This window comes from Pseudomonas sp. QE6 (genome assembly GCF_041379005.1).
Lineage (GTDB): Bacteria > Pseudomonadota > Gammaproteobacteria > Pseudomonadales > Pseudomonadaceae > Pseudomonas.
This window is the reverse complement of the sequence record NZ_CP166873.1, coordinates 3,004,452-3,031,344: the sequence shown is the minus strand read 5'-3', so window position 1 is coordinate 3,031,344 and position 26,893 is coordinate 3,004,452. Positions and strand designations below refer to the sequence as shown.

Sequence of the window (26,893 nt, the reverse complement as noted above, 5' to 3'; positions counted from 1 at the left end):
ATGGCATACGACTACATCATCGTTGGCGCCGGCTCTGCCGGCTGCGTCCTGGCTAACCGCCTGAGCGCCAATCCGGAAACCCGCGTCTGCCTCCTCGAAGCCGGTCCGGAAGACCGCTCGCCACTGATCCATATTCCTATCGGCGTGGCCGCAATCGTGCCGACCCGCCACGTCAACTGGGCCTTCAAGACGACTCCGCAGCCCGGACTCGGCGGGCGCCTTGGCTACCAGCCGCGCGGCAAAGTGCTCGGCGGCAGCAGCTCGATCAACGGCATGATCTATATCCGCGGTCATCACACCGATTTCGATGACTGGCAGGCACTGGGCAACGAAGGCTGGTCCTTCCCCGATGTGCTGCCCTATTTCCGCAAGAGCGAGATGCACCATGGCGGCAGCGATGAGTTCCACGGCGGTGACGGCGAGTTGTACGTCGGCCGGGCCCATCGCCACTCCGTCACCGAGGCGTTTGTCCAAGCCGCGATAGATGCCGGCCACAGTTTCAACCCCGACTTCAATGGCGAGCAGCAGCAGGGCGTCGGTTACTACGAAGTGACCATCCGCGATGGCCGCCGCTGGAGTACCGCCACGGCGTTTCTCAAACCGATCCGCGAGCGTAGCAACCTTACCGTGCTGACCGGAGCCCACGTCGAGCGCGTACTCCTCAAAGATAAACAAGCCGTCGGTGTGCAGGTCCTGGTCGACGGCGAACGTCTGCAGCTGAAGGCGCGCAAGGAAGTCCTGCTCGCTGCCGGTGCCTTCGGCAGCCCGCACCTGCTGATGCTCTCCGGCATCGGTCCGGAATCGGAGCTCAAGCCTCAAGGCATTGCCGTGCAGCACGAGTTGCCCGGCGTTGGCCAGAACCTGCGGGACCATCCGGACGTGGTGCTCTGCTACAAGAGCAGCGACACCTCGCTGCTGGGCATCTCGCTCGGTGGCAGCGTGAAGATGGGCAAGGTACTGGCCGACTATGTGCGCTACAAGCGTGGCCCGCTCTCCAGCAACTGCGCAGAAGCCGGCGGCTTCCTCAAGACTGCCCCCGACCTGGCGCGTCCGGACATCCAGCTGCATTCGGTGATCGGTGCGGTTGACGACCACAACCGCACCCTCCACTGGGGCCACGGCTTCAGTTGCCACGTCTGCGTGCTTCGCCCCAAGAGCATCGGCAGCGTCGGCCTGAACTCCGCGGACCCAAGTGCGGCACCGCGCATCGACCCCAATCTGCTCAGGCATGACGACGATGTGCAGACCTTGCTCAAGGGTTATCGCATGACCCGCGAGATCATCGGCCAGGCCCCCATGGCGCGCTTCGGCCTGAGGGACATCTACAGCAAGGATTTGCACAGCGACGAGCAGTTGATCGAGCTGCTGCGCAAGCGCACCGACACCATCTACCACCCGGTCGGTACCTGCAAGATGGGCCAGGACGAGATGGCTGTGGTCGACAGCCGCTTGCGCGTTCATGGCATTGAAGGGCTGCGGGTGATCGATGCCTCGATCATGCCGACCTTAGTCGGCGGAAACACCAACGCCGCATCCATCATGATCGCCGAACGCGGTGCCGAATGGATCACCTCGGCCTGATGCAAGGGAATCTCCAGGCTCCTGAAGCGCAGACTGGCCGTTGCCCCATCAAAGGGGCGCACCCGGCTTAAGTGCGCCAATGGTCAACCTACCTGCGAGGCAGCCAGGTGGTTGCAAGGTACTCAGTCTTTTCCCGCTCTCGGGCCTAGAACAATCGAGGCCAGAGCTTTACCAAGAGGCTGCTCGCATCCGGTGGCTTCACACAATGGAGAGATCAGAATGCAACAAAACTTGACGGCCGCGCGCTTCACGGCCTGCGCTGCCATTCTCGGCGGGATATTGGCTTATACGACGGTCATACTCTCGATGATCGTAACGGGCGACGATACCAGCCTGGTATTAAGCGGCGCGAAAATGCTTAGCCTACCTGCTGAAGTTCGCGATATTTATCGATGGTCGATGCTGACAGATATTTTTGGCTTCTATTTGCCATCCCTGGTTGTGGGGGGATATCTCTGGCACGTTTTCCGCGACGAGGCGGGCGCGCTGGGCAGCATTGCTCTTTTAGCCATTGGATTCTATGCCACGGTTGGCATCATTGGGGCTTCTACTCAGCAAGCGGTTTTAACACCCCTGGTGCAGCTCCATGAACAAGGGGACGCGTCGATAAAAGCCGCCGCGGAAGTGACCTGGACCACAGTTGCTCACGCGGTGCAGTACGGATTGTGGTGGTCAGAGGGACTAGTGGTCCTGTTCTGGGGGCTCACGGTGGGAGCACAGCTCAAACGAGCGGGGAGCGGATGGTTTTCTCTGCTTCTTCTAAAGCTTGTTGGTATTTCTTTTACCTTGTTCCTTATCTTCGGGTTCTTTAAGCCTCTCGATGAATTGATGAAACTCATGGAGATGTCCTTCGTGACGCTCTATCCATTGTGGTTGCTGATATTTGGTGTGCAACTGCTTCGTGGGAACGGCAAGGTTGTTAGGCATCGCGCACAGGCGAGAGCAATCTAATACCGCGCTGGAAACGGCATGGATATGTTTTAGGGCGCCCTACGAGGCGCCCTTTTTATTCTCTAGGGATTGTCGGGACACGACAGCGCACATGAGCGACAAAGACAGGCGAGACACTCGGCCATCCCTGCGTCCGCTCGCCCCTCAATGGTTTCGCCTCAAAGGGCCCGCAGGCATCTGATTGCACCTACGTCCCCTCTAGCGAATGCAACAAGCCTTTCAGAACCGCTATCCCACTGGCCTCACATTTTATGTAACATACGTTTTGTTAAACATCAGCGAGATGGACGGGGCAGCCGCATGCCCATGTGTGCCTCTGCGTCGGCAGGGGCTTAAGGCTGGACAGCGCGAGCAGGATCCGACGCGCGAAATACACCGAGGTGGCCCGTCTTCCCATTCGATTGTCCGCAAGGTCGTGCCCGCTTGCGGGCAGGTAAAACTAACCTATCGGTACCACTGCCAAATTTGCCAAGCACCACTAGCAAGCCGCTGGTGCGATTCGCTTGCTTCCCCATCGAGACGGCTAACAATTTCAGTAAAGCGCTTGCACCTAATTCGCATGTGCTGAGCAGCAGAACCATACCGGAGCGCGGAGAGCCAACATGACACTGCTCAAGACAATTCTGGCCTGCAGTCTGGCGGGTAGCCTGGGGCTTGCCCTCGTCGGCTGTCGGGAAGCCAAGCAGCTGGAAGAGCCACCCCGGCCAGTCAGGACGATAATCATCAAACCTTCCGCTATCGGCGAGGAGCTAGCCCAGACGGGAGAGATCCAGGCTGAGGTCGAGACGGATCTCGGCTTCCGTATCGCCGGTCGTGTCGCAACTCGCAGTGCAGAGATCGGCGCCACCGTCAGCAAGGGACAGGTCCTGGCGACACTGGATCCCAGCGATGTGCAAAACGAAGTGCGAACCGCCGAAGCCGAGATGATGAGCGCCAAAGCCGCAGAGCAGCTAGCGAGGTCGTCGCTCGATCGGCAGCGCAGCCTCTTTGAAAAGCAGTTCGTCGCCCGCGCTCGGGTCGAGGAAGCAGAGGCAAATTGGCGTGCAGCGAACGCACGGCTCGATGTCACGAAAAGCGGGCTGCTCACGGCGCGTAACAAGCTAACCTACACCGAGCTGCGTGCGCCTGATGACGCCATCGTCAGCGCCGTGGCAGTCAACGCCGGCCAAGTCGTGGATGCGGGCCAATCGGCGATCAAGCTCGCCTCAACGCACAAGCGAGTTGCCGTATTCAACGTATCTGAGCGGCTCAATGCCGCCGTGCCGTTAGATGCCAAGGTGGAAGTGGCACTCGTATCCGATCCATCGATCAAGGTCGTCGGCACCATTCGTGATGCAAGCCCGACGGCGGATGCGGCGACACGCACCTATCGTGTCCGTATCGATCTGCCGGACGCCCCCCCGGCAATGACGCTGGGCGCCGCCGTGGTTGGCCACCTTGTCCTGAGCAGCAGACCCCTGATCGCCCTTCCGGCCTCAGCGTTGACGAGCGTTGAAGACAAACCTGCGGTTTTTGTTGTGCAGCCTACCAGCCATGAACTCCTCGCCAAACCGATCGTAGTCGCACGCTATACGGCCGACCAGGTGCTGGTCGAATCCGGTTTGAGCGAAGGAGATGCCGTGGTAACCGCGGGCGTGAGCAAGCTACGACCCGGCCAGAAGGTCGCCTATGACGCTGGGCAGGTGGCCAAATGAGTTCAAACTCGAAGCACTCGGAGGAAAAGCGCGGCTTCAATCTCTCCGCCTGGTCCATCGGCCAAAAACCGCTGATGTTCTTCCTCATGCTGATCACGCTGGTCGGCGGCGCGATCAGCTATGCACAGCTGAGCCGCAACGAAGATCCGGCATTCACCATCAAGACGATGGTCGTCTCGGCCCGTTGGCCTGGCGCAACCATCGACGATACGACGAAGCTTCTGACCGATCGCCTCGAGAAAAAGCTCGAGGAGACCCCCTATCTCGACCGGCTCGATAGCTACACGCGCCCTGGCGAAACCGTCATCATGGTCAACCTGCGCGACGATGCGCCGGCGCGGATTGTCCCTGATACCTGGTACCAAGTTCGCAAGAAAATGGCCGATATCGCCCCGACGCTCCCGAGCGGCGTGCAGGGCCCCTTCTTCGACGACGAGTTCGGCGACACCTACGGACAGATATTCGGGTTTACGGCCGAGGGCTTCTCGGATCGTGAACTGCGCGACTACCTCGAAGGCGTGCGTGCGGAGCTGCTACGCATTTCGGGCATCGGCAAGGTTCAACTCCTTGGCGTGCAGGAGGAGCAGATAGTCGTCGAATTCTCGGCTGGCCGGCTCGCCGCCTTCGGGCTTGACGAAGAGGCGGTATTGCGCGCCCTGCAAGCACAGAACGCTGTCATCCCGTCCGGAACGGTGCGGCTGCCCGACGACAAGATTGCATTGCGCGTGAGTGGTGGCTTCGCTTCCGAGGAGAGCATACGGAATGTGACCTTTCGAGCGAACAACCGCTTCGTTCCACTCACTGAACTCGCCACCGTCCGGCGAATTCCGACTGATCCACCGGCGCCATTGTTCCGGGTGAACGGCCAGAAGGCGCTCGGCCTTGCCATCTCGATGGCATCGGGCGGTAACCTGCTCGCGTTCGGGGAAGCGGTACGGAACCACATGGACGAGGTCAGGATGGTGCTCCCCCACGGTATCGAGATGCTCCAGGTCGCCGACCAATCGACTGTGGTGAAGCAGGCGGTGCACGGTTTCCTGACGGTACTGGCCGAAGCTGTCGCAATCGTTCTCGCGGTGTCGTTCCTTTCGCTAGGCGTCCGGGCCGGGCTCGTCGTCAGTATCTCGATCCCCTTCGTTCTGGCGTTGACCTTCATCGGCATGGAGCTAACGGGCATAGGCCTCCAGCGCATTTCCCTGGGCGCGCTGATCATCGCGCTCGGCCTGCTCGTCGATGACGCGATGATCACGGTCGAGGCCATGGTCGGGAAACTCGAGGAGGGCTGGAATCTGAAGCGGGCGGCGAGTTTTGCTTACGAGTCAACGGCCTTCCCGATGTTGACAGGCACCCTCGTCATGATCGCTGGATTCATTCCCGTTGGCTTTGCGGCATCGAGCGCGGGAGAGTATTGCTATTCGATGTTCATGGTGGTGCTGATATCGCTATCGGCTTCCTGGGTGGTTGCGGTCTTGTTCTCACCCTTGCTCGGCACCTTGCTTCTGCCAAAGGCACTGCCGCCTCACGACCATGGCAGCGGCAGGATCATGAGCGCCTATGAACGGGCATTGGGCTGGGCCCTCGGGCATCGCGCGATAACCCTGACCATCGCCGTTGCAGCTTTCCTAGTATCGCTTGGAGCAGCAGGCCGCCTCGAGCAGCAGTTCTTCCCGCCCTCTGACCGGCCCGAGCTTCTGGTCAGTCTGACGTTGCCGCAGAATGCGCCTCTGGAAGCGACGGAGCGAGAGGCATCCAAACTCGAGAAACTGCTCAAGGCCGATCCCGATGTCGAGCGCTTCTCCACCTATGTTGGCTCGGGCGCAATCCGCTTCTACCTGCCCATGGAAGTCTTGCTCCAGAACGAAAACGTCACCCAGACGGTCGTGATTGCAAAGGGAGTGAAGGAGCGCGACGCGCTACAGGCCAAGCTTGCAGAGAAGTTCAAAACGGAGTTTTCGGGGCTTATCGCCCGTGCGACGCCGCTCGAACTCGGTCCTCCGGTCGGCTGGCCACTCAAGTATCGCGTCACGGGCCCCGAACAGGGCAAGGTGCGCGAATTTGCGACCCGCCTTGCTAACATACTCTCTGCCAACCCGGACACGCGCGATGTGCATCTCCTGTCAGGGGAGCCCCAACGGAGCGTTCTCGTCAAAGTCGATCAGACTCAGGCGCGGGCATTGGGCCTCTCGTCCGAGGACATCGCCAGCGCAATGGCAACTGTCTTCTCCGGCTCGGCGGTGACGACCGTGCGCGACCAGGACCGACTCGTCGATGTGATCGTGCGGGCGCAGACCGGTGATCGCACCAACCTTGCGACTCTCGCCAATCTCCAGATCCGAACAGCCCAGGGCCATACCATCCCGCTGACGCAGATCGCCGAGCTCAGTTATGGCGTCGAAGACCCGATTGTCTGGCGGCGTCAGCGTCTCCCCCTGGTCACCGTCCAGGGTGATATTCGCGATGGGCTGGAAGCCTCGACGGTCGTGCAGGCCCTCGCGCCCGCCGTAGCGCAATTTTCTTCGGAGCTACCAAAGGGGTACAAGGTCGAAACGGGTGGAGCGGTCGAGGAGGCCGCAAAGGGGAGCGCGTCGGTCCTTGCCGTTCTGCCGATTACAGCACTCGTCATGTGCGTGCTCCTGATGGTGCAACTGCGTAGCTTCTCCCGCATGTTCCTGGCGCTCGCGATGGCTCCATTCGGCCTCATCGGTGTCGTACTGGCTATGTTGCCCACCGCGACGCCCATGGGCTTCGTCGCGCAGCTCGGCGTCATCGCCCTGGTTGGCATGATCGTGCGCAACGCAATCATTCTGATCGAGGAAGTGGACATCAATATCCATGGGGGCCAGTCACCCCGTGAAGCCATCGTGCATGCCTCAATGCACAGGGCCCGTCCCATCGTACTGACTGCCTGCGCAGCCATCCTCGGCATGATCCCGATCGCCCCGCAGATATTCTGGGGGCCAATGGCCTATGCAGTAATCGGGGGGCTTGCAGTCGCGACCATCGTGACGCTCACCGTTCTTCCAAGCGCGCTCTCCCTCCTGTTGCAATGGGAGAAGCGCAATGGACAACCGCAAGAGTCAGCACAAGCCCGAACGCTAGACCCAAGGGCAGATTCAGGCAGCTGAACGAGGCGTTCTATTACCCCGTCTGAGCCGCGCGCTCAAATCTGTTGAGCGCGCCGCCAGGCCGCCGGCGAACACCCCGCCCAACGCTGGAACGCGTGAATGAAGGCGGCGGCCTCGGCGTAGCCAAGTGCCTGGGCCACCTGTTCCACCGACTGCTGCGACTCACCGAGCAAGGCCCGCGCACGGGCGAAGCGCGCCTCGTCGAGCAACTGGCGATAACTGCTGCCCACCCCCGCCAGTCGATGGCGCAGCGTGCGCTCGGCCATACCCAGCGAGCGCGCCACCTGGACAGCAGCGGGAAACCCCTGCTGGAACAGCGCCAGGTGACTGCGCACTTGGGCTGGCAAGTCGACGCCCTCCGACTCATCGGAGCGCCGCTTCAGCCACTCCTCGCACTGCCCACGGTAGTAGAGTTGTGCCGTGGGGTCGGCGGTGGACAGGCGGGCCTGCAGTACTTCATTGCGCATCCAGATCCGCGCACGGTCACTGCCGAACTGCAGCGGGCAGCCGTAGAAGGTGGAATAGGCCTCCACATCGGGCGGCTTCGGGTACGGAATCTCCACGCGGGTGGCGAGCACGCTCCTGCCCAGGGTGGACAGCAGGTCGAGTATCAGCTTGTAGGTGCCGACCATCTCGATGTCGATCAGGAAGCGCCGTCCCGGCTCGGGCAGGTCCAGCGGATCGAGGCATAACGCACTCTCGCGCTCCCCGGGGACGAAGCTCAGTGGGCTGAAAAGGAAGGTCAGCTGCTGATAGCGCAGGCCATATTGCAAGGCGTCGTAGGCCGTCTTGCTGGTCAGCAGCAGGAAGCTGACCGGGCCATAACCGGCGAAGCCGAAGGCCTGCCCGAGGTTCAGCCCCTGGTCTTCCCGTGGCAGGCGCCGGGCGAGATCGCACATCAGGCGCAGCGCCATGCCACGTTCGATGCGCCCATCGGGAGCCAGTTGGGCCTCGCTCAGGCCGTAGTCGGCGAGCAGCGGGGACAGGTCCAGGCCGAGGGTACTCAGGGCATTGAACATATAGAGCAGGGCAAGTACGGGCTGAGTTGTCATGAACGGCTTGCCGGAAAGATCAATTTTGCCTGGGACATTAGCATATCCACACAAAAAGTCAGCCCATTAAATTGGACTCACGCACAACAACAATGGAGCTGCCTCATGAATGCCCGCACTGCCAATCCGGCGCCAGCCACTCTCCCCTCCCCTCTGCAGGTCGAGGTCGCCATCATTGGCGCCGGCTTCGGTGGCCTGTGCACCGCCATCCAGCTGCTCGAACGCGGCGAAAGGAGTTTCGTGATACTGGAGAAGGCCGATGAAGTCGGCGGTACCTGGCGTGACAATACCTATCCCGGCGCCGCCTGCGACGTGCAATCGCACCTGTACTCCTTCTCCTTCGCCGGCAAGGCGAACTGGAGCCAGCGCTACGCGCCCTGGCACGAAATCCAGCGCTACATCCTCGACACCACCGAGCGCTATGGCCTGCGTCCCTACATTCGCGGCGGCAGCGAAGTCTGCGCAGCGCGCTTCGACGATTCGACCGGACACTGGCACCTGGGCACCACCCGGGGCGATAAAATCGTCGCGCACCATGTGGTGCTGGCCTCGGGGCCGCTGCACGTGCCATCCATTCCGGCGCTGAAGGGTATCGAGCGGTTTAAGGGAAAAGCCTTCCACTCCGCACAATGGGATCACGATTACGACCTCAAGGGTAAGCGTGTGGTGTCCATCGGCACCGGTGGCAGCGCCATTCAGTACTGCCCGGAGATCGCCCCCGACGTGGAGAAGCTTTACGTTCTGCAGCGCAGCCCAGCCTGGGTCATTCCCCGCGATACCCGCCAGTATCCGCAATGGCGGAAAACGCTGTTCGCACGTTTTCCGCTGCTGCGCAAACTGCACCGCGCACGCCTGTACTGGACCAACGAATCGCGAGTGTGGCCGATCTTCAATCCCTGGCTGGCGCGGCGCCTGCAAGGCCTCGCCGGTCTGTTCATCCGCCACCAGGTACGCGATCCGGAGCTGGTCCGCCGCCTGACACCCGACTACGTGCTCGGCTGCAAGCGCATCCTGATTTCCAACAAGTGGTACCCGATGTTCAACCGGGCCAATGTAGAGCTGATCGACGATGGCATCGCCGAGATCCGCGAGTACTCGGTGGTGATGCGCAGCGGTCGCGAGCTGCAGGCCGACTGCATCATCTACGGCACCGGCTTCCAGGTCGACCCGCGCCTGTACATGAAGGATTTCCCCTGCAGCGGCCTACCGGGGCACGAACTGATGGAGGACTGGAAGGACGGTTGCGAGGCCTACCTGGGTATCCATGTTTCCGGCTACCCGAACCTGCACAAGCTGGTCGGCCCGAATACCGCGCTGGGGCACAACTCGGTCATCTTCATGATCGAGGCCCAGGTACGCTACGTCCTCGAAGCGATGCAGGCAGTGCGCGTCCGCGGTGCCGACTACCTGGACGTCAGGCCGGACGCCCAGCGTCGTTTCAATGAAGGCGTGCAGGACGCGCTGAAGAGCACCGTCTGGAACTCCGGTTGTGTGAGCTGGTACCAGCAGGCCGATGGCAAGAACTTCTCCATGTGGCCCTGGTCCACCTGGCGCTACTGGCTCGCCACCCGGCGCCTGCCACTGCAGGACTACCGCTTCCAGCGCTGCGCCCCGGTACAGGCCGCAGCGAGCAGCAAGGTGGAACACGTGGAGCCAGCCTGAGGCGCCCTGCCCAACCGGCGACCCGCGAAGGAGCCCCTCTCGGGCTCCTTCGTGCTTTCAGCCCCCAGAGCGCCCAGCACGCAGGCGGTCTTGAGGGTGGCAAGTCCGTAACGATTCGCCAGCCAACGATGCGACACACCCCTTGCCTAGTCGTGCCCCAAAACTTATAGTTGGTCAATTGACCAAGTTGATGCAGACCACTTACCCATCAGCTTGCATCGACCGATTGACATGCACGTCGCCGGAAAAAGCTGAAAGCGAAAACATCGGCAAGATCAGGGCTTTTCGCCTTGAGCCGCAACTATGCGGCCTAAAAGAAGGAGCAGCAGCTGAGCTCGGCCTGACAGTCTCATCTGGCCTTTCCGGTGGCGATTTCTTCAAATCAGTGAGCAATGCAACAACCGAGAGGACTCGTACCATGTGGACAAAACCCAGCTTCACCGACCTGCGTCTTGGCTTCGAAGTGACCCTGTACTTCGCCAACCGCTGATACTCGAAGACATTGCGTCACCACGGCTGGGGCAGCGTTTTTCAGCCCCAGCTCGCTGGAGCCCTCTTTAGAGGACTCCGAGGCAGAACATACCTCCCATGCATATCCAGATTCTCGGTTCCGCCGCTGGCGGCGGTTTCCCCCAGTGGAACTGCAACTGCCACAACTGCCAGGGCGTACGCAGCGGCAAGGTTCGCGCCCAGCCGCGCACCCAATCCTCTATCGCCCTCAGCGCCAACGGCGTCGACTGGGTGCTGTGCAACGCCTCGCCGGACATTCGCGTCCAGCTCGAAGCCTTTCCGCCGCTGCAACCGGCAAGGCGCCTGCGCGATACCGGCATTGCCGCGATCATCCTGATGGACAGCCAGATCGACCACGTCACCGGCTTGCTCAGCCTGCGCGAGGGCTGCCCGCACCCGGTCTGGTGCACGGAGATGGTCCACCAGGACCTGACCAGCGGCTTCCCGCTGTTCACCATGCTCCAGCACTGGAACGGCGGGCTGACCTGGAACCCCATCGACCTGGAAAGTCCGGTGTTCGAAGTGCCCACCTGTGCGGGTCTGCGCTTCACCGCCACTCCCCTGCGCAGCAGCGCACCGCCGTATTCGCCGCATCGGGGCAACCCGCATCCGGGGGACAACATCGGCCTGTTCGTCGAAGACCTCGCCACCGGCGGCAAGCTGTTCTACGCGCCGGGTCTGGGCCAGGTGGACGACGAACTGCTGGCGTGGATGCGCCGCGCCGACTGCCTGCTGGTGGACGGCACGCTCTGGCGCGACGACGAGATGCGCCACTGCAAGGTGGGCGACAAGCTTGGCAGCGAGATGGGCCACCTGCCGCAAAGTGGTCCGGGCGGAATGATCGAGGTCCTCGACGGCCTCGACGGCCCGCGCAAGGTGCTCATCCATATCAACAACACCAATCCCATCCTCGACATCGCCTCGCCCGAACGCGCCGAACTGGGCCGCCATGGCATCGAGGTGGCGTGGGACGGGATGGCCATCGAGTTGTAACGCGCCACCCATCATTTCCGGTGCGCACGGCGCCGCCTACGAGGACACCGCGCATGAGCCAGACAGCCATGACTCCCGCCGAATTCGAGCAGGCCCTGCGCGCCAAGGGCACCTGCTACCACATCCACCACCCCTACCACCGGGCCATGTACGAGGGGCGTGCTACCCGCGAACAGATCCAGGGCTGGGTGGCCAACCGCTTCTACTACCAGGTGAGCATTCCGCTCAAGGACGCCGCCATCCTCGCCAACTGCCCGGACCTCGACACTCGCCGCGAGTGGGTACAGCGCATCCTCGACCACGACGGAGCCCCCGGCGAGGAAGGCGGCATCGAGGCCTGGCTGCGGCTGGCCGAGGCGGTGGGTCTCGACCGTGCGCAGGTACTGTCGCAGGAACTGGTGCTACCCGGCGTGCGCTTCGCGGTGGATGCCTACGTCAACTTCGCCCGCCGCGCCAGTTGGCAGGAAGCGGCCAGCAGCTCGTTGACCGAACTGTTCGCCCCGCAGATCCACCAGTCGCGCCTGGACAGCTGGCCGCAGCACTACCCGTGGATCGACCCGGCCGGCTACGACTACTTCAGGAAACGCCTGAAGGAGGCGCGCCGCGATGTCGAGCATGGCCTGCGCATCACCCTCGACCACTACCGCACCCGCGAGGCCCAGGAGCGCATGCTGGAGATCCTGCAGTTCAAGCTCGACGTGCTCTGGAGCATGCTCGACGCAATGAGCATGGCCTACGAACTGGAACGTCCGCCTTACCACACGGTGACCCGCGAGCGGGTCTGGCACCGGGGGATTGCCCTATGAGCGACTTCGACCTGCATCAGGTGCCCAGCCTGCGCCGGGGTTTCCGCCTGCAATGGGAACCGGTTCAGAACTGCCATGTGCTGCTGTATCCGGAAGGCATGATCCGGCTCAATGAGAGCGCTGCCGCGATCGCCAACCAGATCGATGGCCAGCGCGACGTTTCCGTCATCATCCATAACCTGAACACCCTCTACCCGGACGTCCCGGAACTGGCGGAAGACGTGGTTCAGTTCATGGAGGTCGCCAGTGAAAAATTCTGGATTGAGCTTCGCTAAGCCAGATATCGGCCCGCCCTTCTGGCTGCTCGCCGAGCTGACCTATCGCTGCCCGCTGCAATGCCCGTACTGCTCCAATCCGCTGGACTTCGCCCAGCAGGGCGAGGAACTGACGACGGCTCAGTGGATCGAGGTATTCCGCCAGGCCCGCGAGCTGGGCGCCGCGCAGCTGGGTTTCTCCGGTGGCGAACCGCTGGTGCGCCAGGACCTGGAAGAGCTGATCCGCGCCGCACGCGACCTGGGCTACTACACCAACCTGATCACCTCCGGCGTCGGACTGACCGAGGCGCGGATGGCGGCCTTCAAGGACGCCGGCCTGGACCATATCCAGATCAGTTTCCAGGCCGCCGACGAGGAGGTGAACAACCTGCTGGCCGGCTCGCGCAAGGCCTTCGCGCAGAAGCTGGCCATGGCCCGCGCGGTGAAGGCGCACGGCTACCCGATGGTGCTGAACTTCGTCACCCACCGGCACAACATCGACAGCATCGACCGCATCATCGAGCTCTGCATCGAGCTGGAGGCCGACTTCGTCGAACTCGCCACCTGCCAGTTCTACGGCTGGGCCGAGCTGAACCGCGCAGGCCTGCTACCGACCCGCGAGCAGTTGCAACGCGCCGAGCGAATCACCAACGAGTACCGCTCGAAACTGGCGGCGGAAAAGCATCCCTGCAAGCTGATCTTCGTCACCCCGGACTATTACGAGGAACGCCCCAAGGCATGCATGAACGGCTGGGGCAACCTGTTCCTCGACATCACCCCGGACGGCACCGCCCTGCCCTGCCACAGCGCCCGCCAGTTGCCAGTGCAGTTCCCCAACGTGAAGGAGCACAGCCTGCGACACATCTGGTATGACTCCTTCGGCTTCAATCGCTTCCGTGGCTACGACTGGATGCCCGAGCCGTGCCGCTCCTGCGACGAGAAGGAAAAGGACTTCGGTGGCTGCCGTTGCCAGGCCTTCCTGCTCACCGGGGATGCCAGCAACGCCGACCCAGTGTGTGCCAAGTCGGCGCACCACAGCGTGATCCTCGACGCCCGTCGGCAGGCCGAGAACGCCGCGCTGGGGCTGGATGCGCTGCAATATCGCAACGACAAGGCCTCACGGATCATATGCAGGATGTAGGGCGTGCCATGCGCACCGACCCCGACAGCATCTGGAGCGTCGAGCAAGCCGCGGCCGCCAGCGCCGACTTCGCCGAGCTGCACGCCGCTCACGGTGGGCTGCTGTGGGTGAAGTTCGATCCCGTGCAGGCGCGTTGCGGCCTGTTCTTCTGGCGTGATGGCAAGGTGAACGAAATAACCCCGCCGGGTTTCTCGGTGCGCAGCCGGGTCTACGAGTACGGCGGCGGTGCCTGCTGCGCCACGGACAAGGGCGCGGCCTTCGTCAATGAAAGCGATCAACAGGTCTATTGGCTCGATATCACTGGGCACTCTGGTGTGCATGCCGTACCCTCCGCGTTGACCACGGCACCTCAGTGTCGTTACGGCGACCTTGCCTTCGTTCCTGCCTGGCAGGCGCTGCTGGCGGTGGAGGAAAGTCGCGAGGCCGCCGGCGTTGTGCATCGACTGGTACGCATAGGCCTCGATGGCAGTCATGACGTGCTGGCCGAGGGCGCCGACTTCTATGCCGCGCCGGTCGCCAGTGCGGACGGCAAGCGCCTGGCCTGGATCGAATGGGATCGCCCCGACCAGCCCTGGATCGCCACGCGCCTTTGTCACCGCAAGTCGGGCGAGCAAACCCAGGTACTGAGTGGACAGAGGCGCGATCAGGCCCTGCAGCAGCCGCGTTTCGATCCGCTGGGCAGGCTGTGGGTGCTCAGCGACCAGAGCGGCTGGTGGCAGCCCTGGTGTGTCGATGACAGCGCCTCTGGCGCATACGGCGAACCCTGTGATCACGCGCCTGCGCCCTGGCAACTGGGCGGTCGCACCTTCCTCCCGCTGGACGATGGCCGCATGCTGCTGACCCGATTCCAGCAGGGTTTCGGCGTGCTGGAAGCAAGCTGTACCTTGCGCACTGATTACGCAGCGCACCAGCGCCTGGCCGAAGGATTTACACGCTTTCGCGCACTGGTGGCCGATGCAGAGAACTTCTACTGCGTCGCCGCCGCAGCGGATCGCCTGCCGGCCGTGCTGGCGATCGCCCGAGACACTGGAGCTGTGAGCGTGCTGGCCGGCGGGGAGGCTCCACTCAGCGAAGAACACCTGGCGCGGCCGCAGCCATTCTGCTTTGGGGTTGGCGAGGATGAGCGATGCCATGGCTTCTTCTATGCGCCTCGGCCCGCCACGGAGCGTCCACCGCTGGTGATTTTCCTGCACGGCGGCCCTACCTCGGCTTGCTACCCGGTATTCGATCCGCGTATCGCCTTCTGGACGCTGCGCGGCTACGCCGTGCTTGACCTCAACTACCGCGGCAGCAGCGGCTACGGACGCGTCTACCGGCTGTGTCTGAACGGGCGCTGGGGCGAGCTGGAGGTGGCGGATATCCGTGCCGCCATCGGGGCACTGGTAGCCAATGGCGCCATCGATCCACAGTGTGTGTTCGTGCGAGGCGCTAGCGCCGGTGGCTACAGCGCCCTGCGGGCCTTAGCCGAACTGCCCGGGCTGCGCGGTGGCGCCAGCCTGTACGGCGTAAGCGACCCGCTGGCACTGCGCCGGGTCACCCACAAGTTCGAAGCCGATTACATCGACTGGCTGATCGGCGACCCCGCGCAGGATGCCGAACGCTACCAGGCGCGAACGCCGGTGTTGCAGGCCGGGCGCATCGCAGTGCCGGTGATCTTCTTCCAGGGCGCACTGGACGCCGTGGTAGTACCAAGCCAGACCGAGGCCATGGTTGCGGCGCTACGTGAGCGCAGTTTGTCGGTCGAATACCGCTTATTCGCTGGGGAGCGCCACGGCATTCGTGAGGCCCACCATCTGGCTGAGGCGCTGCGTGCAGAGCATGCCTTTTACGAGCGCTTGCGCCAGAGCAATTGACCTATCCCAAGAAAGGTAATGCCAAGGCTGGACGATGAACTGGATTTCATCCTGCTCCATCAAACCGGACTGATGAGGGCTGCAGCCCCTGAGGGTGCACAGCGGCAGCCATCAAGCGCCGAAGCCTATCCCGACCTCGCGTATATTCTAGAGCATCTCGTGTTCCTAGGCAGCGCGCGCTTCCCAGCGAATGCTGCATGAAACGCCCCCTAGTTTCGTAGGCACCTTCCCCGGAGATGGACAGCCAGATACCAGAACTACCCTCCGAAAGCTGATGATGGCTCTTTGCCTTAAAACAGGGCAAAATTCCATACGAACCATCCGGACTTCAAGGACCGAACTCCATGCCATGGCCACTGATTCTGCGTCTCGACGAGTGCGCCTATTCACTTAGCGTTGTACAGCGCACGGCGTACGCCGTCGCTCGAGACTATGAGATAAAGGTTCAGGTACAGGACCAGCAGATCACTCTTCTCGTGACACCCTGCGCCAACTCAATCAACACCATCCCACCCTCTTCCGAGGCTGTTCAAGAACGCGTGCTGCAGGCACTGAACGACTTCGCTCTACGTGAGCGAATCCAGCAGGAAACTGCGGGCTTGAGGGAGTTGCTGATCCGGGCTGCACTGACCGGCTGCAGTAGCTGAATGGACACGGTCATTACCACAGACAGTAGCTACCGACTGCTACCGTTCCGGTTCATTCGCCTGAGCGGCGGAAGCACGCGAGAGGTGCTGATCACTGCGGATACTGGCGAGTTTCTGTTCGTCTCTGACGCCCAACTGCGTGAGCTGCTAGACAAGCGCCTGCGACCCGGGACTTCGCTGTACAAGGACTTACTCGCCCGGCATTTCATCTACGAGCCCGGTGGCCATGACCCGCTGCCAGAGATGGCCGCGCAGTACCGCAGCCGCAAGGACTTTCTTCTGCAGGGGCCGGCGCTGCATCTCTTCGTCGTTACCTTGCGCTGTAACCACACCTGTCAGTATTGCCAGGTCTCGCGGGCACCACTTGCCGGCGACGGGCACGATCTATCCGAGCAGGACGCGCTGGATGCCGTGGAGCGCGTGTTTGAATCCACCTCGCCCGTCCTCACCCTCGAGTTTCAGGGTGGCGAGCCCTTGTTGGCCTTCGCGCGGATCCGTCAAATCGTCGAACGCGTGGCCGAGCGCAACGAAACCGAGCAGCGCGACATTCAGTTCGTCATCACCAGCACACTGCATCACTTGACTGACGAGATCCTGGATTTCGCAGAGGCGCACCACATCCACTTCTCGACATCGCTGGATGGTCCTGCGGCACTTCACAATGCCAACCGGCCGACACCGACTCGCGATTCCTACGAACGTACGCTGGAGGGTATCCAGCGAGTTCGGGAGCGACTAGGCCACGATGCGGTATCGGCGCTGACGACCCTCACCGCTCGGAGCCTGGAACAACCGCGGGCGATCATTGACGAATACGTGCGACAGGGCTTCTCCAGCATCTCCCTGCGTCCGCTGAGCCGCTATGGCTTTGCCTCCAAGAGCGCGCAACGACTCGACTATCCGATGGAGCGCTACGTGCGCTTCTACCAGGAAGCACTTGCTTACCTCCTGGAACTGAATCAGCAAGGCGTTTATCTCTCGGAGGGCTATACCACACTACTCCTGAACAACATCCTGACGCCCTTCTCTTCCGGCTACGTCGATCTGCGTTCGCCTATGGGAGCAGGTACCAGCGCCCTCGTTTACAACTACGACGGCTATGTCTATCCGTCCGACGAAGCCCGGATGCTCCTGGAGATGGGCGAGGACGGATTGCGGCTCGGCACTGTTCGACAGCCACTGCGCGAGCTGCTAAATGCCCCCGTTATGCATCTGCTGCTGGAGGCCGGCATCGCCGAGTCGCTGCCTGGTTGTAGCGATTGCGCCTTGGTCCCCTACTGTGGCGCCGACCCCGTCGAGCATTTCGCCCGCCAGGGAGACCCGATTGGCCATCGCGCTTTCAGCACTTTCTGTGAAAAGAACATGAGCCTGCTCCAGCACCTGTTCGGTCTGCTGCGAGACGGAGACGACGGCACCCAGCGTGTTCTGCTGTCTTGGCTGACTCGTCGTTCCTTCGCAGATATTCCCCATCTCGGCTTCAGGGGATAGCGCGTGCTACGCAGAGAGACCCAATTCGAGATCCAGAACCTGGCCGGACCGCGCTTGTTGAAAGTGATCACTGCCAGCGAGCTCATCGAAAAAGGCACGGCCGTCTGCGCAGGGCATGCAACCTTTGATGACCTGGCACTTTGGCTGGAAGCGCACGAACTGCGGGACCACCCTGGCCTGGCTGCACTGCCGGTAGGTGCCTTCCTATGCCCGGACCAAGATTCGCCCGATTTACCCAAAGCGGTATTGCAGCTTCGCGCGCCGAAGGATCCGCAAGTCGTACGTCCCGGGGACGTCATCGCGCTCACGCCGACCAGCAACCTGGTGCGCGTGCTGTATCGACGGGGGGCTAACTCCAACCTGCTGTTCATCACCGACCGCTGCAACAGCCTGTGCCTGATGTGCTCCCAGCCACCGAAAGATGTCGACGACCGCTGGCACATTGAGGAGAACCTGCGCCTCATCGATCTGATGGATGCGGGGGAAGAAAACCTCGGCATCAGCGGCGGCGAGCCAACGCTGTATCGCGAAGGGCTGCTGGAGATCCTCGCCAAGTGCAAAGCGGTGCTGCCGGAGAAGTCGACCCACCTACTCAGTAATGGCCGGCTGCTGAAGGATCCCAGCTGGATTGCGGCACTGAAGCACCTGAACCACTCTCGCCTGAGCTGGGGCGTTCCGCTCTACGCCGATAACGCTAGCGACCACGATCATGTCGTCCAGGCGCCCGGTGCCTTCAGCGAAACCATGCAGGGGCTGTACAACCTCGCCCGGGCTAACCAGGTCGTAGAGATCCGGGTTGTGCTCAATCGTCTGACCACTCCCAGACTGCCTGAGTTGGCACACTTCGTGTTCCGCAATCTTCCCTTTGCCCGCCACGTTGCCCTGATGGGCATCGAAAGTACCGGCTTGGCGAAGAAACATTATGAAGAGCTCTGGATAGACCCACTGGACTACCAGGAGCAGTTGAGCCAGGCCACCTACTTTCTGCACAACCGAGGCGTGCCGGTTTCGATCTACAACCTCCCTTTGTGCGCGCTACCGGCGCATCTGTCGTGCTTTGCCCGGCAGAGCATTTCCGACTGGAAGAACCTGTTCATCGATGCCTGCCAAAGCTGCGCGGCAAGCAGCCTCTGCGCGGGCTTCTTCAAATCCCACACCGACCGCTGGCAGAGCCGCGGTATTCGTCCGCTATCCACGGAAGAATTCACCCGCTACGCAAGGAGCGCCTCATGAGCTTGCTCGATCGTTGGAAGGTCTTGATCGGCCACATCACTCTGTTGCCGGTCGCCGGCACTGCCTTTGCTCAAGCCAACCAGCTCCCTCTCGCCGATGCAGCCTGGGAACCCCGAAGCGATGCGCAACCGCCTGTCTTCATGAACACACTGAACGCCCCCGATGCCGTGAACATCTATGCAGCGCATCGGTCGCACAGTTCCCATCGATCGCACAGCTCCCATAGCTCGCACTACAGCGGCTCGAGTGGATACAGCGCTCCACGCTACTACAGCCCGCCGGCGGCTCCAGCTCCTAGCTACACGCCCAACACCTACTACAGCACGCCCAGTACTTCGAGCGGCAGTAGCAGCGGCCGATCGAACTCCAACCTCAACAATTCGACACAGCCTTACGTGGACACATCCACTACAACGGCTGCACCTGCTCGCCCAGCTGCAGGAGAGCTATCCAACCTGGTCATGCGAGTACAGACCGCGCTGATGGTGCGCAAATACTACGAAGGAGTGATCGACGGAATCCTGGGCAAGACTACTCGCGGAGCACTGATGTCATTCCAGATGGATAGCGGACTGCAAATTAACGGCCGCATGGATACACCGACACTGAATGCGCTCGGTATTCGCATTCCGTAAATGAAGGGGGGCTGTGGCCATGACAATGCATGACATCAAATCCAACTTATATCCTTGTGCTCATTGCGGGGGCGGCGGGACTTGCCGTAATGGGGAGCAGCAGCAATCCTGCGCGGTGTGTATCCAAGAGAACGAGCTGAAGGGCAAAAGTTTCGCAGGATTGCCCTGCGCAGTGTGCGGCGGAATCGGTCAGGCGGAGCCCAAGACGGAACGCATCAACAAACGCATCCCCGCGCTCGTTGGCCTCTTGGTGATTTTCACCTTGCTGCTGAGTGTGTTGCTCTGCGGGATACTACAGAGCCGCTACTTCAACGAGATCCTGGCCTTTTCCGGCCCGCTGATCGGTAGCGTGTTAACGTACTATTACTCATCCCAACGCCGTACAACGAGCTAGTGCTGCGTCGCCCGAGCAAGGCGACACAGCGCATAAGAGCCTCAACACATCACGCGCTGAGCCAGGACTCCACGGCATCATTGCCATACTCAGCTTTCCAAGCCTTGAGCACCTTGTGATTACCGCCCTTGGTCTCCACAACTTCGCCAGTGTGTGGTTTTTTGTAGACCTTGATCTGACGTTCGCGGCGAGTCGGCTGAGCGCCACGTGGACCACGACGCACCACATCACGCGCAGAGTCCGGATCCAGGATAGCGATCACATCACGCAGCGACTTGCCGTACTGGTTCATCAGGCCTTTGAGCTTCTCTTCAAACTCAATTTCTTTCTTGAGTGCGCCATCATTTTTCAGCGACTCGAGATAGGCCAGTTGTTCAGCCAGGGCGCGTTCAGCGGCACGAAACTCAGCAAGCTTGGACATTTAATGTCTCCGTATTTTAAATTTATCAACCACCCCATCATAAGTAGCAATGACAAAAAACTCTAGTGCATTGCAATTGCGCACTTCATCGAAACGCATAAAATATACGCAACAACCTTTTCCCAAAACGCATTGGCGTCCAGCTAAATTCACAAGAAAGCAGCAAGCCTCTAGTCACAGGTACGTCTTATAAGTGCCGCTCTAGGCGCAGGTAAGCTAACACGACTAGCATGAGTACCTATCTTCTCGAGATCCGCCCAGGTTTAGGTAGGTCCATATGGCTAGTTGCCCCAACGAGGCGGCAAGAATTCAGGCCGTTGTCTTTGACGTCTTTGGCACCCTGCTGCGGATCGGCCTCCGCAAGAAGCCTTATCTGCAGTTGATGAAGCTAGCCCGAGAACAAGGTCGTAAACCGCTTCCCGACGATGCTCGTATGCTCATGACCGAAGAGCTGGGACTCCTCGGCGCCGCGGAACGCCTTGGCCTAGCTGTAGCCACTTCGATGCTTACCGAGTTGGAGCATGATCTCTTCACCGAATTGAGCAGCGTAGAGCTGTTCCCCGACGCGACGCCTGCCATTCGAATGCTCCAAGATGCCGGAGTCCGCGTGGCAGCGTGCTCCAATCTGGCAGCCCCCTATGCCATCCCAGCCAAGCTATTACTGCCCAACCTCGATGCGTATTGCTGGAGCTTCATTGCCGGCACTATCAAGCCCGAGCCACGGATCTACCGGCAAGTGGCCCTGCAACTGGGCTGCCCACTCGACTCAATCGCCATGATCGGCGATACCCTTGAGGCCGACTGCCTGGGCCCCCGCCGTAGCGGGATTCGAGGCTTCCATCTGAGTCGCAGCGGGACGCCTGATCCAGACACTTTCATCGACCTGACAAGTTTTGCGCAGTACTTGCTGAGTACGGATTAGCAGCTGAGAAAACGATCCAGTATCAGCACCAATAGCCGGGAACCAATCGTTGCCAATCACGCCGACTCAGCTCCTGGCAGGTCGCTGCAGCACCACCGAAACACCCAAGCACAGCCCCCTCAAAGTACCCATCATGCGCGTAGCGGATGGCCTGTCCGTGGTGATCGAACAAGTCGCCTCCCACAGCCCGCAGCAAAGCATGCCCGGCTACGACATCATGCGGTGCAACGGGGTATAGCGAGATCGCCGCAGCACCGTCTCCCGCCGCCACGCGTGCCAGACGATACGCAATGCTCGTCATCGGATGACAGTGGCCAGGAGCACAGAGCTCGTTGTTGAGTTCCAGCCGATCAGCTGCCGCCGCACTGACGAAAATCGCCGCCCCACCAGCCAGAGCCCGCGGAGGCTGAGGAGTGATCACCGTGCCGTTGCGCCAAAGACCGGGAGCGCCTTGCGCCCAGGCGATGCAGTCCGGGCCCTGCGCCGAAACTGGCGCGTACACGACGCCCAAAACCGGCTGCTGATGATCCAATAGCCCCACCGAGACCGCAGAACCCCTCCCCGTCCGCAGGAAATCCGCCGTGCCATCGTTCGGGTCGACGACCCAACAGGTGGCGGCGCCACTCCGTTGAACGCCCGTCTCCTCGCCCACAAAATCGCACGGCAGCAAGCGCAACAGTCCTGCGCGCAACCATTGCTCCACCTCAACGTCGATCTCTGCCTTATCGCCCGCCCCACGGGGACCGCCTGGTCGCTCAGCCTCACGAGCGATCAGCTCACCTGCCTGCAACACCAACTCGATCACGGCGGGAACTAGATGAAGGTGCATACAGCTCCTCCTTGGCCGGCGCCAAACCGTCTAGCGGCGTAATTCCCCAAAGGGCATCTCCGGCTCAATGTAGCGCAAGGCAGACCGGCCATCCCGCCAGCCGACATACTCCATCAAGGCTTTCTGGCTCCATTGGTTATCACTGGCCCAGGTAGCAAAGCCACGGCGCAAGGAATGGCTACTGAAACGCTCGGCAGGCAGTCCGCTGTGCAGCAATGCCTGACGCAGAATGCGCGACACGCTGTTGGGGTGCAGCCCTTCCGCCGAGAGATGCCCCCAACGGTCGAGTGCGCGAAACACCGGCCCTTCGGTTAACGTCGACAGAGCTAGCCACTGTTCATAGGCCTGCACCGGGCATAAGCGTTTCAGCGCCGGCACACTGAAGTGCTGCCCGCGATTTTCCCGATCCGATTTGCTGCGCGGCACGAACACCGTGAGCTTGCGTTCGGCCTGTATCTGGATGTGCTCCACCTGCAGTCGACACAACTCATCACTGCGAAACGCCCGCCAGAAGCCCAAGAGGATCAGCGCGCGATCACGACACGCACGCAGTCGCTCGACACGATCAGAGGACTGTTCGCAGTGCTCCAACCAGGCCACACAGTGCCCCAGCATGGTCAATTGTAACGGCTCGGCCTGGCGCTCCACCTGTGGGTGCTTGGCACGGATGCCGCGGAACACCTCGCGCACCCGCACTGACTTGGTGGGATCCGGATAGCCATGACGCTCGTGCCACTTGGCCAACGCCGCTAGGCGTCCACGCAGAGTGCTGCTCGACAGCTCCCCGGCGTAGTCCGCGAGGTAGGCGGCGACCGACTCCGTGCTGGCCGGCAGGAAGCCGCCCCACACCACCTCGAAGTGCTCCAGGGCCTGGCGATAGCGGCGCAACGTACTGTCACGCGTGCCCGCCTGAATGTAGTGCTCCACCCGGCCGGTCGCCATGGTCTACCTCCTGCGTACTGCCCAACCGCCTGTTTCGCGGGTTTTGCCGCCTCACGTTAGAGAAATCCCAATTCTCTAACGTCAGTCTGTCAGCTCTACACGAATTCTGACGACACCCGTACACCTGTAATTCCATACTCCATGGCACACAACGATATCGTCGGAGACGGCCATGGCCCGCGGTGGAATCAACCGAGTGCTGGTGCAAAAAGCGCGCGTCGCGCTGCTCGCCCGCGGCCTCAATCCCTCGATTGATGCGATCCGCATCGAACTGGGCAACACCGGCTCGAAGAGCACCATCCATCGCTACCTGAAAGAGCTCAACGATCAGCCTAGCCCTCCTCTCGCGCCGACGTTGTGTGATGAGTTGCAACACCTGATCCAGCCGCTCGCCGAGCGCCTGCGTGACCTGGCAGAAATTTCCGTTGCGGCGGACAGAGAGGCACTCGCTCACCAGCGTCAGGAACAGGAAAACCAGTGGCGATATCGCGCAGAGCAACTGGAGCAGCTTCGCTGCACCAACGAAGCGCTCAACCATCGAGTGCAAGAACAAGGCGAGCTTGAGCACCAACTTCGCGCCCAGCTTCACCGCACCGACAGCGAGAGGCTCCGTCTCGCCGAACTTGAGCGCGGGCTGCGGGAGGTCTTAGCGGAGCGAGCCAGTCAGCTGCAATCGCTGGAGGAAAAGCATCGGCACGCTCGTGAAGCTCTGGAACATTACCGGCAGCAACAACTGGTTCAACGCGATCAAGAGTTGCAACGACACGATCTACAGGTCCGGCAGTTGCAACTAGAGCTCAATTCGCTGCGAGAGAATCTGTTAGCTAAGCAAGCCGAGTTAGCCAGCCTAAATCGAGACAATGAACGCCTCTTGGTTGAGCTACGGAATCAGGGTCAGCAGGCTTATGAGCTGGAGCGGGCGCATGCGGACCTTCAGCAAAAATTACTCGCGGCAGCACAATCGCATAAGCAGGAGCTCTCCGAGATTGCGAACACTCTCTCTGTGAGTCGCGAGCAGAATCTAAAACTACGCGAGTGCTGGAAACGCCATCTCGCCGATTACCGGCATAGCCGCCGTGAAGTACAGACGCAAAGACAGCAACTGACGTCGCTCCAGGCAGCTTTAGAGCGACTCAGCCTACAGCACGCTCCAGACATGCCACCAAGTGCATAGCCAACGGCCCTAGGTAATACGGCGTTGCGAATGAGTAACTCGAGAGAATTGGCTGCGACCAAGCTGAACAAATGAGCCATAAGCTCGTCCGAAACGGGCCTCACAGGCGCGGGATGACGTACTTCACATTTTCCAACCCGGCAATGTGTATATCGGCATCGTTTAGATATTGAAGCTCCCTGTGCCATGCGATGCGAAGCGCATCCGGAATTCGCTCACCTCGGCCGCGTTGCTCATGAAGCTGCAGATAATCCAGATATTCCGACTTCCGCAACACCATCCAAAGCAACAGGACACCCGATCTGTCCATCCGTCGCGTCCAACCATTAGTGATAAGCCTACTCGCTAGAAACATCATTCTATCGAGATATATCTCGAACTCTTGCTCATCTGTGGGCCACCACAGTACGCCACTCTCGCCAACATCTACCTTTCCAAGAATTGCATTTACCAGGGAATATATATCTGCGGCAATATAACTGAACGGCGACTGCAACGAGGCCAGTGCAAAATAGCTGGTAAAATTTCGAGCCAACCACAGGCGATGCAGTATTAAACTCGGCACTTTAGTTCTCAGCACTAACAACAAGACACCTAACCGCTCCCAAGATGGCACGCCGCAAAGCCGATTCATCTGTCTTTGTGAGGATCCAGGAAATCCGCCCGAGCCCACAGTTATTCCGGCGGCTAGATTATCCCAGAGGCATTCATCAAGATCATGCAGAGCAAGCCACAACGGATTTTCCATATCTTCCGCAAGTTGCGGGAATCGCGCAATAAGTTTACGCCATAGGTCAGCATTAGGGCGCACACCGTGTAGCAAATAACCGTAGAAGCGCTTGTTACCCCCATTATCAAATATGATCTTCTCCGTTTCACGTACGCACTTATCGAGCGCATACCCTGTATGCGCGCACCCCAGAAGGTCGGCTAAGCGATTCGGCATCATCTGGTTCCTCAGGGAGAGAACCGGACGCTGCGCTTGCACCACGAGGGTCATGGCGACCTCCTCGAGAACATTTGCGCGGAAAATTCTCCTGGCGAAAGCCCGTGCTAGACGCATCGATAGTCAAAGCTAATGAGTAACTCTCGTAGCAGATTTTTCGCTAGGGAGGAAATAGTCTAGTACCTGTACGAAGGCCGTACAGGCTGAATGCGCCGGATAGACAAAAAGTCCATGAGGCCACGACATGAACATTGCACTCAGCGTAACGATGAAAAGCTCCCTGAGCCTGGATCACCCGTCCAAGCTCATGCCCTGGAGCGTCCATCACCACAATCGCATAACCGCACGTATATCCAAAGCCTTTAACAAGGCTGCGTGCATTGTAATATCCGAAATACTGGAGAGACCGGACGCCAACCTCACCCAAAACACCAGAAGTTCACTTTTTAAATGCAGGATCCAGTCCTCACCGATCGAGACTGAGGAGAGCAGTCTGCATTACACAGACGCGCCCCCTAAAGTAGAAACTAGAAGCCTAAAATCCCAATATAAATTTAACGCGCATATTGCGGACACCCTCAAGCACGCATCAGTTCGCCGAATTAAAATTTCAATCATCAGCGCAAAATATTTGCTGGCTACGCGAAAATCCATTTTTGACTCAAGAAGGCTGCCCCCCGCCCTCAGCATAAAAGCCCACGACCTGCGGTACCATGGCGCCCCATGGTGTATCACTAAGCCGAGATCCACCAAACTTAGAGTCTCACTCCGACGACCAGCTCGAAGCCATTACTGACGCCAAGTCAGCGCCGCAACTTCCTCACTGAAAACCAATGCCCGCATGATGCAGAACTGCATCATTGGCCCCGTATTCGCCATGAATAATCGGAGGTCCACGATGGTCAGGAACATAAAATCTATAAACAGCGAAAAAGCGGTCCAAAAGACCTTCAAACATGGCAGGGCACTGTACGTCGACGATGATCTATATGCTTGCCTGCAGTTCGATTTCAATAGATTGGATGTAGTGATCTGTGACGAGGACGGAACTGTGCTCGGCCGCCCGGTCTTGACCGCCAGCCTTAACCCAGCAACACAAGAGTGCGTAGGGTGGGATGTATCAATGGGCACACCCTGCGCGGAGAAGCTTGTTAGCGTGGTAAAGCAGGCAATAACTGGAGCCACTGATAGTCCAAGCAGCGGCGGAAAAATCCGAGCGTTCAATATCGATAACGGGGCAGAAATGGTGAGTTCCCGGATCCAAAATATTGCAAATACCCTTGGCATCTCTATCCGTCACGTTCCCCCTGGCCAACCGAATGCTAAAGCTTTTATAGAACGCTTTTTCAGGGCCGTCGACTTGAACTTTGTGCAAATGCTTCCTGCCACCACCAAAGGGGCACTCGAAGCGTTGGGGGATTATAAACCCAAGCAACATGCCAACTTAACGCTCTCTCAGTTGCGCAAAAAATTTCGAAAATGGCTAGAGATTTATCACAACACATATCACCAAGCGCTCTACATGTCACCTCATCAAAAGAGGAAAGTACTGATCAAAAAATGTCCCTCGCCGGAGCGCTACACAGCCAAAGACCTCACCGTACCGGGCACGAGTGCTAAATCAAGCCGTCATTAACAGC

24 protein-coding genes are annotated in these 26,893 nt (G+C 60.4%); 19 read left to right on the top strand and 5 right to left on the bottom strand.

All coding sequences use genetic code 11. From position 1 onward, the window contains the following. From ACAW63_RS14140 to ACAW63_RS14125, 4 genes are all read left to right on the top strand, one after another. A complete protein-coding gene (locus ACAW63_RS14140; RefSeq protein ID WP_371234470.1) occupies positions 1-1,581 on the top strand; it encodes a GMC family oxidoreductase in 1,581 nt (526 codons plus the stop codon). 219 nt (positions 1,582-1,800) lie between these two features. Next, on the top strand, positions 1,801-2,532 hold the full coding sequence (locus ACAW63_RS14135; RefSeq protein WP_371234469.1) for a hypothetical protein: 732 nt from the start codon (positions 1,801-1,803) through the stop codon (positions 2,530-2,532). A gap of 602 nt (positions 2,533-3,134) precedes the next feature. Next, a complete protein-coding gene (locus ACAW63_RS14130; protein WP_371234467.1) occupies positions 3,135-4,226 on the top strand; it encodes an efflux RND transporter periplasmic adaptor subunit in 1,092 nt (363 codons plus the stop codon). Further along, positions 4,223-7,351 carry an efflux RND transporter permease subunit gene (locus tag ACAW63_RS14125; RefSeq protein ID WP_371234466.1) on the top strand — a complete coding sequence of 1,043 codons (3,129 nt, stop codon included), beginning with the start codon at positions 4,223-4,225 and terminating at the stop codon, positions 7,349-7,351. The genes ACAW63_RS14130 and ACAW63_RS14125 overlap by 4 nt, the downstream gene beginning before the upstream one ends. Before the next feature lie 35 nt (positions 7,352-7,386). On the opposite strand, the gene ACAW63_RS14120 is transcribed toward ACAW63_RS14125, so the two are convergent. Further along, positions 7,387-8,403, bottom strand: coding sequence for an AraC family transcriptional regulator (locus ACAW63_RS14120; protein WP_371234464.1), 1,017 nt, complete (start codon positions 8,401-8,403; stop codon positions 7,387-7,389). Between the two features lie 105 nt (positions 8,404-8,508). On the opposite strand from ACAW63_RS14120, the gene ACAW63_RS14115 reads away from it, so the two are divergent. From ACAW63_RS14115 to ACAW63_RS14060, 12 genes are all read left to right on the top strand, one after another. Continuing rightward, entirely contained in the window at positions 8,509-10,065 is a 1,557-nt protein-coding gene (locus tag ACAW63_RS14115) for a flavin-containing monooxygenase (RefSeq protein ID WP_371234462.1), read from the top strand. A 418-nt stretch (positions 10,066-10,483) separates the two neighbouring features. After that, entirely contained in the window at positions 10,484-10,555 is a 72-nt protein-coding gene (gene pqqA / locus ACAW63_RS14110) for a pyrroloquinoline quinone precursor peptide PqqA (RefSeq protein WP_003106462.1), read from the top strand. A gap of 98 nt (positions 10,556-10,653) precedes the next feature. Continuing rightward, the gene (gene pqqB / locus ACAW63_RS14105) at positions 10,654-11,568 is read left to right on the top strand and encodes a pyrroloquinoline quinone biosynthesis protein PqqB (RefSeq protein WP_371234461.1); all 915 of its coding nucleotides are present in this window, start codon (positions 10,654-10,656) and stop codon (positions 11,566-11,568) included. Positions 11,569-11,621: 53 nt separating this feature from the next. Continuing rightward, positions 11,622-12,374, top strand: coding sequence for a pyrroloquinoline-quinone synthase PqqC (gene pqqC / locus ACAW63_RS14100; RefSeq protein WP_371234459.1), 753 nt, complete (start codon positions 11,622-11,624; stop codon positions 12,372-12,374). Further along, positions 12,371-12,649 carry a pyrroloquinoline quinone biosynthesis peptide chaperone PqqD gene (gene pqqD, locus ACAW63_RS14095; protein ID WP_371234458.1) on the top strand — a complete coding sequence of 93 codons (279 nt, stop codon included), beginning with the start codon at positions 12,371-12,373 and terminating at the stop codon, positions 12,647-12,649. Before pqqC ends, pqqD begins: the two co-directional genes overlap by 4 nt. After that, entirely contained in the window at positions 12,621-13,769 is a 1,149-nt protein-coding gene (gene pqqE / locus ACAW63_RS14090) for a pyrroloquinoline quinone biosynthesis protein PqqE (protein ID WP_371234456.1), read from the top strand. Before pqqD ends, pqqE begins: the two co-directional genes overlap by 29 nt. Further along, positions 13,757-15,622, top strand: coding sequence for a prolyl oligopeptidase family serine peptidase (locus ACAW63_RS14085; RefSeq protein ID WP_371234455.1), 1,866 nt, complete (start codon positions 13,757-13,759; stop codon positions 15,620-15,622). The genes pqqE and ACAW63_RS14085 overlap by 13 nt, the downstream gene beginning before the upstream one ends. Positions 15,623-15,966: 344 nt before the next feature. Next, positions 15,967-16,269 carry a His-Xaa-Ser system protein HxsD gene (gene hxsD / locus ACAW63_RS14080; protein ID WP_371234454.1) on the top strand — a complete coding sequence of 101 codons (303 nt, stop codon included), beginning with the start codon at positions 15,967-15,969 and terminating at the stop codon, positions 16,267-16,269. Beyond that, positions 16,270-17,757, top strand: a complete 1,488-nt coding sequence (hxsB, locus tag ACAW63_RS14075) for a His-Xaa-Ser system radical SAM maturase HxsB (RefSeq protein ID WP_371234452.1) — start codon at positions 16,270-16,272, stop codon at positions 17,755-17,757. It abuts the gene before it with no gap. A 3-nt stretch (positions 17,758-17,760) separates the two neighbouring features. Next, positions 17,761-18,990 (top strand): His-Xaa-Ser system radical SAM maturase HxsC, encoded by a 1,230-nt coding sequence (gene hxsC / locus ACAW63_RS14070; RefSeq protein WP_371234449.1) that lies wholly within the window; start codon positions 17,761-17,763, stop codon positions 18,988-18,990. Then, positions 18,987-19,625, top strand: coding sequence for a His-Xaa-Ser repeat protein HxsA (gene hxsA, locus ACAW63_RS14065; protein WP_371234448.1), 639 nt, complete (start codon positions 18,987-18,989; stop codon positions 19,623-19,625). The genes hxsC and hxsA overlap by 4 nt, the downstream gene beginning before the upstream one ends. Positions 19,626-19,644: 19 nt before the next feature. After that, on the top strand, positions 19,645-20,019 hold the full coding sequence (locus ACAW63_RS14060; protein WP_371234446.1) for a molecular chaperone DnaJ: 375 nt from the start codon (positions 19,645-19,647) through the stop codon (positions 20,017-20,019). 49 nt (positions 20,020-20,068) lie between these two features. On the opposite strand, the gene ACAW63_RS14055 is transcribed toward ACAW63_RS14060, so the two are convergent. Next, a complete protein-coding gene (locus tag ACAW63_RS14055) occupies positions 20,069-20,440 on the bottom strand; it encodes a histone-like nucleoid-structuring protein, MvaT/MvaU family (RefSeq protein ID WP_371234444.1) in 372 nt (123 codons plus the stop codon). Between the two features lie 277 nt (positions 20,441-20,717). Between ACAW63_RS14055 and ACAW63_RS14050 the strand changes: the two genes are divergently transcribed. Then, complete coding sequence (locus ACAW63_RS14050; RefSeq protein ID WP_371234442.1) at positions 20,718-21,362, top strand: HAD family hydrolase; 645 nt, start codon at positions 20,718-20,720, stop codon at positions 21,360-21,362. A gap of 22 nt (positions 21,363-21,384) precedes the next feature. Here the strand turns inward: ACAW63_RS14050 and ACAW63_RS14045 are convergent, their stop codons facing one another. Both ACAW63_RS14045 and ACAW63_RS14040 read right to left on the bottom strand, forming a co-directional pair. Next, positions 21,385-22,191 carry an inositol monophosphatase gene (locus ACAW63_RS14045; RefSeq protein ID WP_371234441.1) on the bottom strand — a complete coding sequence of 269 codons (807 nt, stop codon included), beginning with the start codon at positions 22,189-22,191 and terminating at the stop codon, positions 21,385-21,387. Between the two features lie 30 nt (positions 22,192-22,221). Next, positions 22,222-23,133: a site-specific integrase gene (locus ACAW63_RS14040; RefSeq protein ID WP_371234439.1), complete on the bottom strand. Its 912-nt coding sequence runs from the start codon at positions 23,131-23,133 to the stop codon at positions 22,222-22,224. A 172-nt stretch (positions 23,134-23,305) separates the two neighbouring features. Here ACAW63_RS14040 and ACAW63_RS14035 point away from each other — a divergent pair, with 172 nt between their 5' ends. Continuing rightward, positions 23,306-24,307 carry a DNA-binding protein gene (locus ACAW63_RS14035; protein WP_371234437.1) on the top strand — a complete coding sequence of 334 codons (1,002 nt, stop codon included), beginning with the start codon at positions 23,306-23,308 and terminating at the stop codon, positions 24,305-24,307. Between the two features lie 100 nt (positions 24,308-24,407). Here ACAW63_RS14035 and ACAW63_RS14030 read toward each other — a convergent pair whose 3' ends face one another. Further along, a complete protein-coding gene (locus tag ACAW63_RS14030) occupies positions 24,408-25,307 on the bottom strand; it encodes a hypothetical protein (protein ID WP_371234436.1) in 900 nt (299 codons plus the stop codon). Between the two features lie 844 nt (positions 25,308-26,151). Here ACAW63_RS14030 and ACAW63_RS14025 point away from each other — a divergent pair. Beyond that, a complete protein-coding gene (locus ACAW63_RS14025) occupies positions 26,152-26,889 on the top strand; it encodes a hypothetical protein (RefSeq protein WP_371234435.1) in 738 nt (245 codons plus the stop codon). Positions 26,890-26,893: the final 4 nt, after the last annotated feature.

Bases quoted from the DNA above. Each gene is read 5' to 3' on its own strand.
- ACAW63_RS14135 (WP_371234469.1), top strand. From the start codon at position 1,801: ATGCAACAAAACTTGACGGCCGCGCGCTTCACGGCCTGCGCTGCCATT.
- ACAW63_RS14120 (WP_371234464.1), bottom strand. From the start codon at position 8,403: ATGACAACTCAGCCCGTACTTGCCCTGCTCTATATGTTCAATGCCCTG.
- hxsD (WP_371234454.1), top strand. From the start codon at position 15,967: ATGCCATGGCCACTGATTCTGCGTCTCGACGAGTGCGCCTATTCACTT.
- ACAW63_RS14085 (WP_371234455.1), top strand. From the start codon at position 13,757: ATGCAGGATGTAGGGCGTGCCATGCGCACCGACCCCGACAGCATCTGG.
- ACAW63_RS14115 (WP_371234462.1), top strand. From the start codon at position 8,509: ATGAATGCCCGCACTGCCAATCCGGCGCCAGCCACTCTCCCCTCCCCT.
- pqqB (WP_371234461.1), top strand. From the start codon at position 10,654: ATGCATATCCAGATTCTCGGTTCCGCCGCTGGCGGCGGTTTCCCCCAG.
- ACAW63_RS14040 (WP_371234439.1), bottom strand. From the start codon at position 23,133: ATGGCGACCGGCCGGGTGGAGCACTACATTCAGGCGGGCACGCGTGAC.
- ACAW63_RS14025 (WP_371234435.1), top strand. From the start codon at position 26,152: ATGGTCAGGAACATAAAATCTATAAACAGCGAAAAAGCGGTCCAAAAG.
- pqqC (WP_371234459.1), top strand. From the start codon at position 11,622: ATGAGCCAGACAGCCATGACTCCCGCCGAATTCGAGCAGGCCCTGCGC.
- ACAW63_RS14125 (WP_371234466.1), top strand. From the start codon at position 4,223: ATGAGTTCAAACTCGAAGCACTCGGAGGAAAAGCGCGGCTTCAATCTC.
- ACAW63_RS14130 (WP_371234467.1), top strand. From the start codon at position 3,135: ATGACACTGCTCAAGACAATTCTGGCCTGCAGTCTGGCGGGTAGCCTG.
- ACAW63_RS14060 (WP_371234446.1), top strand. From the start codon at position 19,645: ATGACAATGCATGACATCAAATCCAACTTATATCCTTGTGCTCATTGC.
- ACAW63_RS14035 (WP_371234437.1), top strand. From the start codon at position 23,306: ATGGCCCGCGGTGGAATCAACCGAGTGCTGGTGCAAAAAGCGCGCGTC.
- ACAW63_RS14050 (WP_371234442.1), top strand. From the start codon at position 20,718: ATGGCTAGTTGCCCCAACGAGGCGGCAAGAATTCAGGCCGTTGTCTTT.
- hxsB (WP_371234452.1), top strand. From the start codon at position 16,270: ATGGACACGGTCATTACCACAGACAGTAGCTACCGACTGCTACCGTTC.
- ACAW63_RS14055 (WP_371234444.1), bottom strand. From the start codon at position 20,440: ATGTCCAAGCTTGCTGAGTTTCGTGCCGCTGAACGCGCCCTGGCTGAA.
- ACAW63_RS14030 (WP_371234436.1), bottom strand. From the start codon at position 25,307: ATGACCCTCGTGGTGCAAGCGCAGCGTCCGGTTCTCTCCCTGAGGAAC.
- ACAW63_RS14140 (WP_371234470.1), top strand. From the start codon at position 1: ATGGCATACGACTACATCATCGTTGGCGCCGGCTCTGCCGGCTGCGTC.
- ACAW63_RS14045 (WP_371234441.1), bottom strand. From the start codon at position 22,191: ATGCACCTTCATCTAGTTCCCGCCGTGATCGAGTTGGTGTTGCAGGCA.
- hxsA (WP_371234448.1), top strand. From the start codon at position 18,987: ATGAGCTTGCTCGATCGTTGGAAGGTCTTGATCGGCCACATCACTCTG.
- pqqD (WP_371234458.1), top strand. From the start codon at position 12,371: ATGAGCGACTTCGACCTGCATCAGGTGCCCAGCCTGCGCCGGGGTTTC.